Consider the following 11,434-nt stretch of genomic DNA (forward strand, 5'->3'; position numbering starts at 1 on the left):
TTCGAGTGAGTAAGATCCCTCAGAGACGATGAGGTAGATAGGTCCGAGGTGGAAGCGTGGTGACACGTGGAGCTGACGGATACTAATCGATCGAGGACTTAACTAACCTAATTTCGTGAAAGATGTTCGTCGTTGAATGTTGCTTATCTAGTTTTGAGGGTTTACATATTTTTTATAAAAACCCTTGAAATTTTGGTCAAAGGTGCATATAATATACCTTGTCCTTAAAAAAAGAAAAAAGGGTTGGTGGCGATAGCGGAGAGGCCACACCTGTTCCCATGCCGAACACAGCAGTTAAGCTCTCCAGCGCCGATGGTAGTCGGGTTTATCCCCGTGAGAGTAGGACGCTGCCAAGCCTGTCATATTTCTTTCTAAAGTTATTCCACCGTAGCTCAGTGGTAGAGCAATCGGCTGTTAACCGATCGGTCGTAGGTTCGAATCCTACCGGTGGAGCCATGGAGAGCTGTCCGAGTTGGCCGAAGGAGCACGATTGGAATTCGTGTAGACCGTTACCGCGGTCTCGAGGGTTCGAATCCCTCGCTCTCCGCCATAACATATTGGCCCGTTGGTCAAGTGGTTAAGACACCGCCCTTTCACGGCGGTAACACGGGTTCGAATCCCGTACGGGTCACCACTTACATAGGAGGATTAGCTCAGCTGGGAGAGCACTTGCCTTACAAGCAAGGGGTCGCAGGTTCGAACCCTGCATCCTCCACCATATCATTCACATTTTCAGGTGAATATCGTAAGATATATTGTCTTACATTTTCGTAAGTGCTATAAACTAATGCATTTACACTATCGCGGGGTGGAGCAGTCTGGTAGCTCGTCGGGCTCATAACCCGAAGGTCGCAAGTTCAAATCTTGCCCCCGCAACCAAGTTATTTTCACTTGCATCGTTGATCAATCATCATTGCTAGTGAAAAGATAGTAGTACTGCAAAGTGCAACCAATGGTCCGGTAGTTCAGTTGGTTAGAATGCCTGCCTGTCACGCAGGAGGTCGCGGGTTCGAGTCCCGTCCGGACCGCCATTATTACATTTACATAGTTTCATTAATTCCTAATACTTATGTCGGCTTGGTAGCTCAGTCGGTAGAGCAACGGACTGAAAATCCGTGTGTCGGCGGTTCGATTCCGTCCCAAGCCACCATTATTTCTGATTAGCCGGTCTAGCTCAATTGGTAGAGCAACTGACTTGTAATCAGTAGGTTGGGGGTTCAAGTCCTCTGGCCGGCACCATTGAATGTTTTCCTACAACGTCGAATAGACTTCCTGCTGGAAAACAATAGTAGTGCTGCAAAGTGCACCATTGAACGGTTCCTTTACTACGTTGAATAATCTTCTAAGCTAGGGAACAATAGTAGTGCTGAAAAGTGCACCATTGAAAGTCTTTTTAACTATATGGAGGGATAGCGAAGTTGGCCAAACGCGGCGGACTGTAAATCCGCTCCCATCGGGTTCGTAGGTTCGAGTCCTACTCCCTCCACCATATATAGGGGTATAGTTTAATGGTAAAACGAAGGTCTCCAAAACCTTTGATGTGGGTTCGATTCCTACTACCCCTGCCATTATGGCGGCCGTGGCGAAGGGGTTAACGCACCGGATTGTGGCTCCGGCATTCATGGGTTCGATTCCCATCGGTCGCCCCATTATATTTTTACCTGTTGGCCCATAGCCAAGCGGTAAGGCAGCGGATTTTGATTCCGTCATGCGCTGGTTCGAATCCAGCTGGGCCAGCCATTTAAATTGCGAGAGTAGTTCAGTGGTAGAACACCACCTTGCCAAGGTGGGGGTCGCGGGTTCGAATCCCGTCTCTCGCTCCAAATTTAATTTTCAGGGTATCACAAGGCGGCATAGCCAAGTGGTAAGGCAGAGGTCTGCAAAACCTTTATCACCGGTTCAAATCCGGTTGCCGCCTCCATAAACAATATGCCGGTGTGGCGGAATTGGCAGACGCGCACGACTCAAAATCGTGTTCCTTCGGGAGTGCCGGTTCGACCCCGGCCACCGGTACTACTTAACAATTTATTTGTAAGAGAACTGACTTCTTTCATTTTGAAAGAGTCTTTTTTCTTATTGTCTTACTATATTAGATGCCTTGTACTATTTAATATTTTGCGGATGTGGCGGAACTGGCAGACGCGCTAGATTCAGGGTCTAGTGGTGGCAACACCGTGGGGGTTCGAATCCCTTCATCCGCATCACTAAAAAGGAGAAGTACCCAAGTGGCTGTAAGGGGGCGTACTCGAAATGCGCTAGGGCGGGCAACCGTCGCGTGAGTTCGAATCTCACCTTCTCCGCCAATTTCCTATGCCGGTGTGGCGGAATTGGCAGACGCGCACGACTCAAAATCGTGTGGGTTTATCCCGTGCCGGTTCGACCCCGGCCACCGGTATTTAAATAAGCGTACACAAAAAGTGCTTGCTTCGCTGCAAGCACTTTTTTGCTTTATAACTTCCACTCCTGCGATTTCCAAAGCTTCATCAACAAATCCTCTGATTCTCCAGTATTTCCATTTATGACGAAGGTTTTAGTGAAGAAAGCAGTTTCGACTTCTACCATCCATAACGGCAGATACACCATTTCTTTTTCTTTAATCTCATATCTCGGCTTCTTTAGCACATATTTTCGATTGATTTGTTTTTCCTGGACATCCACTATATACTTTTCTATCAACTCTTGTTTAGTTATCGAAGCCTTTTTTAGTTTTGATGAACTGACTTCTTTTTGTGTGATAGGGGGGACATTTGGAAATAGTCCCCGATAACCTGAACTAGCATCTACAAATAACATGTTTGGTCGTTTTCGCGGTGGAAAGGGTTTTCTGTCTGCAATTTCAAGCATTTTAACGATCCACATCGGGTGATAGACTTTTTCTTTTTTTACAATCCCTTTTTCTATAAGTTCTTTGTTCAATTGTCTGTTTAACTTTAGAGATGGCTTCAAACTTTTATATATATACGCTGGAAGCTCGTGTGTTTCCAGGGTGTCTTCCCCTAATACGTTCACATTCATTATGTCACCTGCTTAAGCGTCAATGTTGGTATGATAACGATCAACTTGTAATTGTATTTCTTCGGATGGTGGTTCTGTCATTAAACTTACAACGATGGTAAGGATAGCAGAGATAGGTGCAGACACCAAATGTTCCGAAACTAATGCGAACGGCAATAATGCCATGATGATGAAGGCCACTGTTCCTCCAATCATTCCCGCCAAAGCTCCTGCTGTATTGGTACGCTTCCACCAAAGTCCTAACACAAGTGGAAAACCAAATGCGGAAAGCATGGCACCACTTACCCAGCCTACCATAACAGCAATCAGTTGAGGTGGATCGATAGCGAAAATGATACCGACTATACTGGCTAAAATCATAACGACAAGCCCTAAGCGAGTGACTGTTTTTTCAGAAGCTTGTTTATTGATATGTTCTTTATAAATATCATGGGCAATCCCTGCAGAAACTGCGAGCAGCATTGCGTCTGCGGAAGACATAATTGCCGCCAGTAAGCCTGCAAGCATGACTCCGGCTAATAATGCAGGCATATAATGCTCAATTACTGAAATGAAAATCATATCCTGGTTGTCCAGGGATTCTGCAATTCCCAGGCTTGCACCAGCGGAGGCGATCACGAATCCGAATATGAATACTGTTACATAAAGAAAACAGGCACCTAAGGCAGAGCGACGGGCAGTTTTAGCATCACGGGCAGCAAAGTTCCTCATTACTGCAGATGGCGATACAACTCCAAACCATAGGAATGCTACAAATAGTCCGAAATAAGACATCCATGGCTGAGTGATCGATCCAAATTGAGGGTCAACCGCTAATGCATCCTGGATAAGGGAACCGACACCACCATGATCCATCAGGATAATGACTGCCAGAATGAACATCCCTATGACCATGACAGCGCCCTGAATCAAGTCTGTGTATGTAATCGCCCACATACCCCCAAGCGCGGCATAAAGGGTGAACCCTAACCCCAGAATGATGACCGCTGTTACATAATCGATACCTAAGACATAAGAACCAATCAGTCCTGAGGCTGTTAACTGCGGAATCATATAGAAGGTCATGCTCAATACGACCAGAATAGCTGAAACTATTTGAACAGATTTTCCGTATCGGGTCTTAAAAAACTCAGGCAATGTTTTTACGCCGGTTCTCCTTATCTGACCGGAAATTAAAAACATGGCAAATGAGGGGATCGCTACCGCTCCAAACCCGTAGGCTAATAAGAATGGTACGCCTAAAGCCACACCGGAACCGACCGCTCCCATTAAGGAGCTCGAACTTGCTACGGCTGCAAAAAAGGCGAACGAGCCAACAAAACTGTTAATTTTGCCCCCGGCAGTCCAGTAATCCCCTTCGGAAGAGTGAGCCCGCTTTGCGAACCATATTCCAATGAAGGTCATGATAATTAAATAAATTGCTAAAATGATTGCTTCCATTACTTGCATGCTTTCTCACTCCCTTTATTCTATTTCTTCTTTTTCTATTTTTTCCATCCATATAACATAAGCTACTGTCAGGGCTAACCAAATGAAGAAGCAGACAAACATAGCCCAGCCAGCTAATGATATACCGCCAATAAATGTCTCTGTTGGCCACCAGATCCATACAAATAAGGACACGAGTGACAGAATAATTACCATTACGATACCAGGGTCTTTCCACTTTTTCCTTGTCAGTTGTTTCATTTCTCTATCTCCTTCCTAGCTGTAAAAGGTTTCATAAATTGCTTTAACTGTTACCAAATCAAAAATAGAGGCACCGACAGACTTGAAAACCATTGTTTTGTCATGGACGTCCGCTGGGCGGTGATTTTCCTGGATAATCTTTTCGAGGTCCCAGGTGTTATCTATATTAGTACGAAGGTCTTTCGCCCGGAGCATATCCCCGGATTCATGTAATGCACTAGCGGCATCCACAAAAATATCATCGGCCTCACGCAATACTTGATCTGAAATTTCCTGCATGTCAGGACGAAATGAGCCAACTCCGACAATTAGTTTCCCTTTCCATTCGGAGGAGTCAAGTTCAGGGAAAACTGGATGTGTGGAAGTAGTGGTTGTTACAACAATATCTGCCTTTTTTACGAGCTCCTCTACGGATGTAACGTGAAAGGTGACCGACGGAAAAGCAGCTTCTGCCCGTTTTTTAAAATTGTGAGCCTTTTCTGCTGTACGATTGAAAATGTATACATCTTTAATATCGCGAGCAGCAAGTCCTGATTGCAAGTGACTCCATCCTTGTGTGCCTGTGCCGATAATCCCTAGTGTTTTCGCATCTTCTTTCGCTAAATACTTCATTCCTAAGCCGCCAAGAGCTCCGGTACGCAAGGAAGTGATGGCGGTAGCATCACATAAAAATAATGGTTCCATCGTTTCACGATTATAAAGGATCATTAATCCATGAATCGTGTCTTTATTTAGCCTGGTGTTGGAGGGAGCAACTCCCACTAATTTTGTTGCATAGTAATTGCCATAAAATGCTGGCATGAGGAGAGCGGTGTTACTCCCATCTTCGATATGCATACGATCTGGAGATATGTAGTCTTCTTGTTTGTCGTTGTAGAAGCCTTCGATTGCTTCCATTGTTTCTTTCATAGAAAATTTTTTCTTGATTGCTTCTGCTGTAATTACTTCCATCTGCCATTCTCCTTTCTGTATACTTTAAGATATTAACAAAGTTTTCTGAAAAGTTAAACCGATTACATAGCAGGGAAGGTACATCACCTGTACAACGATTTGAAGCATTAGCTTTTTAAAGTTCTTAATCGTATGATTAATACAGAGTGACACAACCTAAATAACCAGGAAGAAATGAGAGAGTGATGGTATGAAAAAAGAAGACAAAAATCAATTGAAATACGCCCAGCAGCACCTAGCAAATGAGCGTACCTACCTGGCATGGGTTCGTACTGTCATCGCTATTGTAGGGATTGGCTTTTTAAATACAAGTCTGCATTTTACAATCGGCGTACAGCGAAACAGTACCATCGATATGATCAGCCTGGCCTTAGGTGTGTTTGCAGTCTTGTTAGGTTTCATTATCATCGTTTTAGCAACTGTCGCTTATTTCAATAAAAAGAAACAGATCATGAATGATGAAAGCTTCACTCCATCCAATACATCTGTTTCATTAGTCTCTGCATTGATGATTATTATCTTAATATTTATCCTGGCGTATTTCTTATATTTAGAAAGCTGAGTAAGGACACTGTGGCTATTTCGGTGTCTTTTTTCTTTTAGATTAACTTTTAATTATTATGATAGTGAAAACGTGATAAATATCACAGCCTCCTTAAGTTTTCTCCTTTATCCTATTAGTATATTCACCATACAGGAGGTAGGCACAATGAAGCCTTTACTCAATAGATTAGAAGAAAATGAAAGGGAACTGCTGCTTGCGAACTCCAGGGAACTCACTGTTAAACGCGGGGAGATTATTTTTGAAGAAGGATCCGTAGCTTCCGACCTCTATTTTATTATGGATGGGACCATTCGTGTTCATAAGCAAATGAAACAAAATAAAGAAGTGACTGTGTTTCTACGTAAAGCTGATGATGCATTTGGGGAGATCGGGATTTTTTCCAGTGAATTTTATTCTTGTTCTGCTGTTGCATTAACCGACGCTTCCTTGCTTTATATTTCTAAAAGCGACATGGAAACGTTAATGGCTCAAAATGGGCGTCTTGCATTGCAGATTACCAAATGGCTCGCCGAGTCACTGGAAGCCAGCAAAGCAAAACTGCGTGACTATTTGGTCTTTGGTTCGGAAGGGGCGGTCGCTTCGATTTTCATTCGGTTAAGCAACATGTATGGGAAAGAGACTGCCAGGGGAATAGAAATTACTGAGCCTGTGGTTGTCCAGGATGTGGCTAAATACGTAGGGATTACTAGAGAAACGGCCAGCAGGGTAATTAGTAAATGGAAAGACCAGGGGCTTATTGAAAATGAGGCTAAAAAATTTCTTATCTGTGATATCGAGTACTTCCGTTCTTTGTTGATGTGCGATTTATGTGGAGTTCGAAACTGTACGCTATAAAAAGAGGTGATAAGCCTCTTTTTAGTTTGCAATCAGTTTTTTGATGTATCGCTGGCTAATATTTTTCCAGCAAATTTTCGACAAAAAATTTAAAAATTCCATTGCAGCACTTTATTACGCTTGTTATAATGAAAAATGTAATTTCGAAAAGGGGACTCTTCAAAAGTTTTCATGCGGGTGTAGTTTAGTGGTAAAACCTCAGCCACGAGCAAAGCATCCACCGAGTAAACTGCGAGTTGCCTCGACGGATATAGCTTCATTGAATCAGCTAGTAGAGGAAGAGGCATGACTGTTCGTGAGCAGCACAGGAGCAATAGACTTTTTAGTATGCGGGTGTAGTTTAGTGGTAAAACCTCAGCCTTCCAAGCTGATGATGTGGGTTCGATTCCCATCACCCGCTCTTATTGCCGCATAGTTCCGGCAATTGATTTATTACCCCAATCAAGTTAACCAACGCAGTGTTTCGTTCTAGGTGACAACGAAGCATTGCGTTTTTTATGTTGGAAAAATGGCTAGGCTAAATAGTAGATTGATTCGATTAATTGGATTGGAGAGGTTCATTATGAATAAACTTCAACAGCAATTACGGCAAATAGATGGTAAAAGTTATAAAGGATATAAGCAGTTACAAGGTAATTATCAATTCGAGCGTTATAAACTTTGGATTGATTATGTTCAGGGAGATCCGTTTGCGGCTCCGTCAAAAATCCGGATACAGATTCCTTTTAAGGAGCGTCCAATCAAACTAGAATGGCGGCAAGGTAGGAATCGCCGCATTTATGCAGAAGATGTGATAACAAGAAAAGTTGCCAAGGCTATACTGAAGCTGAATGCTAATGTGAAAGGGTCAGGTAAAAGTGGACTTGTAGCGATCGACCGGCCAGGACAGGAAATTCTGGAACGGACTGCTGTGGACTTGAATGAAGATCATATGATTATCTGCCTATCTATCGGGCTGCCTGCAAATGGCAGACGGATCAATGGCAAGCAGGCAGAGAAATTATTCTTTCAAGTGCTGCCACAACTGATGGATCACTCCGTTTTCAGCATAAATGATCAGGAGATTGAAGACGTGGTCAGGCTTTCCGATCAGCATGAGGCTATTCGTAACGAAATGGAAGCGAATGATTGGGTTTCCTTCGTTGCGGATGGGGCTGTCCTTCCGCGGAAAAGTGGGGTCAGTGACCGTCCGATGGAAGGGGCGGTATCATTTCAAAGTCCGGGGCAAGACCGTGTGTCGATCAACTTGCCACACCGTAATGAACCGGTGACAGGCATGGCTTTGAAGAAAGGAATCACCTTAATCGTCGGGGGAGGGTACCATGGTAAAAGTACCCTGTTGAATGCAGTTGAACGTGGGGTGTATCCTCATATTAAAGGGGATGGGCGAGAATATGTTCTGACGGATCCAGCTGCTGTAAAAGTCCGGGCAGAAGATGGTCGCAGAGTTTCTACGGTAAATATTTCACCCTTCATCAAAAAACTTCCTCATGGGACGGACACAACAGGTTTTTCAACAGATAATGCCAGCGGGAGCACCTCGCAGGCTGCGAATGTAGTAGAGGCATTAGAGGCAGGGGCTTCGACCTTATTGATAGATGAAGATACAAGTGCGACGAACTTCATGATTCGGGACGAAAGAATGCAACAGCTGGTCGTGAAAGAAAAAGAGCCGATCACCCCATTCATCGATAAAATCAAGCAGCTTCGTGATGAACTTGATGTATCCACTATTCTTGTCATGGGTGGTTCTGGTGATTATTTTGATGCTGCTGATCAGGTTATTATGATGGATCAATACCTGCCTTATAATGTAACGGAAAAGGCGAAAGAAATTGCCGATCGACATCCCCAGCAACGCCAAGCAGATAAAGATATTACCTTTGGAGAGGTAACAGAACGCAGGTTTTTGCCTAGCAGCCTGCAAACACAAAAAGGGCGAAAGTCAAAAGTACAATCGAAGAGCAAATCGATGATTCTAAAAGGAAATACCGAGATTTCTCTCCATTATGTCGAGCAGCTGGTAGATCAATCCCAAACGAGGATGATTGCGGATATGCTGCTTCATCTTGATAAAAAAGGCTGGCTGGAAAAAGAATGGTCATTAAAAGAACTGCTAGATGCTATAGAAAATCAGTTGAACGAAAAAGGGTTGTCTTCTTTTGCTCCGTTTCAAGGCCAGCATCCAGGCGAATTGGCTAGGCCGCGGCGGTTTGAAATCGCCGCGACTTTAAACCGGATGAGGACAGCAAAGGTTAAACCTTTATCATAACGAATGAGAAAGGAGGGATAAGGATGGATTATCAACAATTAAAGGATGAAGTCATCGCCTATAGTAAGGAAATCGGAATCGATAAGATTGGATTTGCTTCTGTAGATGTGTTCGGTGAATTGAAAGCACGGCTCAAGAGACAGGAAGAGCTTTCTTATCAGTCAGGATTTGAAAAGGGAAGTATCGAAGAACGTACCGAACCGGCCCGATTATTACCAGAAGCCCAATCGATCATTTCGATTGCTTTAGCTTATCCCTCTAAAATGAAAGATGCACCCAAAAGTAAAAAGGGTGACCGGCGGGGGATCTTCTGCCGGGCTTCGTGGGGGAAAGATTACCACGATGTCCTGCGGGACCGTCTGCAAAAGCTCGGTGAGTTTTTAACAGAGAGATTCCCGGAAGTCAGCATCAAATCGATGGTAGACACAGGGGAACTTGCCGATCGCGCCGTAGCGGAACGTGCTGGAATTGGATTCAGCGGCAAAAACTGCGCAATCATCACGCCGGAGTTTGGTTCCTATGTCTATCTCGGGGAAATGATTACAAATATTCCGTTTGCACCGGATGAACCTGTCGAGGATAGCTGCGGCGACTGTAATATCTGTGTAGATGCTTGTCCGACTGGAGCCCTTGTCCAGGGCGGACAACTTGACGCCAATAAGTGCATCGCATTTTTGACACAGACAAAGGGGTTTCTTGCGGATGAATATCGTGTGAAGATTGGCAACCGTTTATATGGTTGTGACACATGTCAGACGGTTTGTCCGAAAAATAAAAAGAAAGATTTTCACCTGCATGAGGAGTTTGAACCGGACCCAGAAGTGACCAAGCCGAGGCTGAAGCCATTGCTTTCGATATCGAACAGGGAGTTCAAGGAGCAGTTCGGTCCGATTGCCGGTTCATGGCGTGGCAAGAAGCCGATTCAGCGAAATGCAATTCTTGCATTAGGACACTACAAAGATGAAACGGCAGTAGACGATTTAATTCGATTAATGAAAGAAGACCCACGTCCGGTCATTCGTGGAACGGCTGCCTGGTCCCTTGGGAAAATCGGCTCCCCTGGGGTATTCGAGGCTATTGAAGCGGCAATGGAAAAGGAAACGGATAAGCAAGTTAAATTTGAAATGGAAAAAGGGCTTGGATTTCAGCTGAATTAACAGAAAACTTCTTCCCATCTTTGCATTTCTCTAGTATAATAAAACAAACTTTTCAAAAGAAGGGGTTGTTTATGACTAAACGTTCCTTTCTTTATTATGATGAATTGGAAACTCCACTAGGTACGATGACATTAGTCGCTGACAAAGACGGTGTCTGTCGCATCGATTATGGAAGCTATCAAGAATTAGCAACACATCATAATAATTGGGCGAGACAGTATTTCCTATGTCCGAAATTTGTTCAGGATGGTGAGTTGTTAGAAGCGGCCATTAAGGAGTTCCAAGAGTATTTTCAAGGAACCAGACATCATTTCTCCTTTGATTACCAAATGTATGGAACCCCTTTTCAACAAAAGGTATGGAAGGCGTTATCCACAGAAATCCCTTATGGCGAAACACGATCGTACAAAGATATTGCAAAAGCGATTCAGTCTCCGAAAGCAATTCGGGCTGTAGGGGGAGCGATCAACCGCAATCCATTATCCATCATTATTCCATGTCATCGTGTCATTGGATCAAATGGTAAATTAGTAGGCTATAACGGTGGGCTAGAGAAGAAAAGAAAATTATTGGAGTTGGAAATGCCGCAAATGCTTTTCAACTTTTAACTGCTAAGTCGTGCGTTGGACCCGTCCAATCACGACTTTTTTGTGTAGATCTACCAAAAGCCCTTATTCAATAAAAGGGACGAAAAGTCGAAGACTTGATTTCGAGATGTTTGCCTGCATAACGGTCCGGTGGGGAACGACTCCCTTTCCGCGGACATGCGCTGAGCCTCCTCAGACTTCGTCTTCCGGGGTCTCACCTGTCATGCTCATCCCGCAGGAGATTCCTGTGGGATTCAGTAGAAGGATCCTTGAATGAAAAAAAGCCCTCCGTTATGATGCATTTGTACCCAAATACAAACATCAAAAGGAGGACTTCCCCTTGAATTCTAATAGGAATGCTAAA

At 44.0% G+C, this 11,434-nt stretch carries 9 protein-coding genes, 19 tRNA genes and 2 rRNA genes; 26 read left to right on the forward strand and 4 right to left on the reverse strand.

Translation table 11 applies throughout. The annotated features are described in order from the left end of the window. From ACGTNI_RS19385 to ACGTNI_RS19480, 20 genes are all read left to right on the forward strand, one after another. Positions 1-106, forward strand: a 23S ribosomal RNA gene (locus tag ACGTNI_RS19385); the annotation flags it as partial. A gap of 136 nt (positions 107-242) precedes the next feature. Further along, positions 243-356: ribosomal RNA gene (rrf, locus tag ACGTNI_RS19390) — 5S ribosomal RNA — on the forward strand. 25 nt (positions 357-381) lie between these two features. Continuing rightward, a tRNA-Asn gene (locus ACGTNI_RS19395) sits at positions 382-456 on the forward strand. A 1-nt stretch (position 457) separates the two neighbouring features. Then, positions 458-550: transfer RNA gene (locus ACGTNI_RS19400), tRNA-Ser, on the forward strand. Positions 551-559: 9 nt separating this feature from the next. Next, a tRNA-Glu gene (locus ACGTNI_RS19405) sits at positions 560-634 on the forward strand. An 8-nt stretch (positions 635-642) separates the two neighbouring features. Continuing rightward, a tRNA-Val gene (locus ACGTNI_RS19410) sits at positions 643-718 on the forward strand. An 84-nt stretch (positions 719-802) separates the two neighbouring features. Beyond that, positions 803-879 (forward strand) — tRNA-Met (locus ACGTNI_RS19415). 75 nt (positions 880-954) lie between these two features. Beyond that, positions 955-1,031 (forward strand) — tRNA-Asp (locus ACGTNI_RS19420). Positions 1,032-1,074: 43 nt separating this feature from the next. Further along, positions 1,075-1,150: transfer RNA gene (locus ACGTNI_RS19425), tRNA-Phe, on the forward strand. A gap of 13 nt (positions 1,151-1,163) precedes the next feature. Next, positions 1,164-1,239 (forward strand) — tRNA-Thr (locus tag ACGTNI_RS19430). Between the two features lie 164 nt (positions 1,240-1,403). Then, positions 1,404-1,489, forward strand: a tRNA-Tyr gene (locus tag ACGTNI_RS19435). 5 nt (positions 1,490-1,494) lie between these two features. Then, a tRNA-Trp gene (locus tag ACGTNI_RS19440) sits at positions 1,495-1,568 on the forward strand. Between the two features lie 5 nt (positions 1,569-1,573). Then, positions 1,574-1,649, forward strand: a tRNA-His gene (locus ACGTNI_RS19445). A 16-nt stretch (positions 1,650-1,665) separates the two neighbouring features. Then, positions 1,666-1,740, forward strand: a tRNA-Gln gene (locus tag ACGTNI_RS19450). Positions 1,741-1,748: 8 nt separating this feature from the next. Beyond that, a tRNA-Gly gene (locus tag ACGTNI_RS19455) sits at positions 1,749-1,823 on the forward strand. 24 nt (positions 1,824-1,847) lie between these two features. After that, a tRNA-Cys gene (locus ACGTNI_RS19460) sits at positions 1,848-1,921 on the forward strand. 10 nt (positions 1,922-1,931) lie between these two features. Next, positions 1,932-2,013: transfer RNA gene (locus tag ACGTNI_RS19465), tRNA-Leu, on the forward strand. A 104-nt stretch (positions 2,014-2,117) separates the two neighbouring features. Then, a tRNA-Leu gene (locus ACGTNI_RS19470) sits at positions 2,118-2,201 on the forward strand. 10 nt (positions 2,202-2,211) lie between these two features. Next, positions 2,212-2,303 (forward strand) — tRNA-Ser (locus ACGTNI_RS19475). Positions 2,304-2,312: 9 nt separating this feature from the next. After that, positions 2,313-2,395, forward strand: a tRNA-Leu gene (locus ACGTNI_RS19480). A gap of 53 nt (positions 2,396-2,448) precedes the next feature. Here ACGTNI_RS19480 and ACGTNI_RS19485 read toward each other — a convergent pair. From ACGTNI_RS19485 to ACGTNI_RS19500, 4 genes are read right to left on the reverse strand one after another with little or no spacing between them, the layout of a single operon-like run. Continuing rightward, positions 2,449-3,015, reverse strand: a complete 567-nt coding sequence (locus ACGTNI_RS19485; protein WP_085506767.1) for a hypothetical protein — start codon at positions 3,013-3,015, stop codon at positions 2,449-2,451. 12 nt (positions 3,016-3,027) lie between these two features. Beyond that, positions 3,028-4,464 carry a sodium:solute symporter family protein gene (locus ACGTNI_RS19490; RefSeq protein WP_085506768.1) on the reverse strand — a complete coding sequence of 479 codons (1,437 nt, stop codon included), beginning with the start codon at positions 4,462-4,464 and terminating at the stop codon, positions 3,028-3,030. A gap of 15 nt (positions 4,465-4,479) precedes the next feature. Next, the gene (locus ACGTNI_RS19495) at positions 4,480-4,704 is read right to left on the reverse strand and encodes a hypothetical protein (RefSeq protein ID WP_085506769.1); all 225 of its coding nucleotides are present in this window, start codon (positions 4,702-4,704) and stop codon (positions 4,480-4,482) included. Between the two features lie 15 nt (positions 4,705-4,719). After that, a complete protein-coding gene (locus tag ACGTNI_RS19500; RefSeq protein ID WP_394464191.1) occupies positions 4,720-5,655 on the reverse strand; it encodes an ornithine cyclodeaminase family protein in 936 nt (311 codons plus the stop codon). A 190-nt stretch (positions 5,656-5,845) separates the two neighbouring features. Between ACGTNI_RS19500 and ACGTNI_RS19505 the strand changes: the two genes are divergently transcribed. The 6 genes from ACGTNI_RS19505 to ACGTNI_RS19530 all read left to right on the forward strand — a co-directional run bounded on the left by ACGTNI_RS19505 (position 5,846) and on the right by ACGTNI_RS19530 (position 11,091). Further along, positions 5,846-6,217, forward strand: coding sequence for a YidH family protein (locus ACGTNI_RS19505; RefSeq protein WP_085506771.1), 372 nt, complete (start codon positions 5,846-5,848; stop codon positions 6,215-6,217). 147 nt (positions 6,218-6,364) lie between these two features. Beyond that, positions 6,365-7,054, forward strand: a complete 690-nt coding sequence (locus ACGTNI_RS19510) for a Crp/Fnr family transcriptional regulator (RefSeq protein ID WP_085506772.1) — start codon at positions 6,365-6,367, stop codon at positions 7,052-7,054. A 329-nt stretch (positions 7,055-7,383) separates the two neighbouring features. After that, a tRNA-Gly gene (locus ACGTNI_RS19515) sits at positions 7,384-7,454 on the forward strand. Between the two features lie 162 nt (positions 7,455-7,616). Then, positions 7,617-9,326 carry an ABC-ATPase domain-containing protein gene (locus tag ACGTNI_RS19520; RefSeq protein WP_394464192.1) on the forward strand — a complete coding sequence of 570 codons (1,710 nt, stop codon included), beginning with the start codon at positions 7,617-7,619 and terminating at the stop codon, positions 9,324-9,326. Between the two features lie 23 nt (positions 9,327-9,349). Then, positions 9,350-10,483 (forward strand): tRNA epoxyqueuosine(34) reductase QueG, encoded by a 1,134-nt coding sequence (queG, locus tag ACGTNI_RS19525; RefSeq protein WP_085506775.1) that lies wholly within the window; start codon positions 9,350-9,352, stop codon positions 10,481-10,483. Positions 10,484-10,554: 71 nt separating this feature from the next. Beyond that, the gene (locus ACGTNI_RS19530; RefSeq protein WP_085506776.1) at positions 10,555-11,091 is read left to right on the forward strand and encodes a methylated-DNA--[protein]-cysteine S-methyltransferase; all 537 of its coding nucleotides are present in this window, start codon (positions 10,555-10,557) and stop codon (positions 11,089-11,091) included. Positions 11,092-11,434 lie beyond the last annotated feature (343 nt).

The organism is Thalassobacillus sp. B23F22_16 (assembly GCF_043496955.1).
Classification (GTDB): Bacteria; Bacillota; Bacilli; order Bacillales; family Halobacillaceae; genus Thalassobacillus; species Thalassobacillus devorans_A.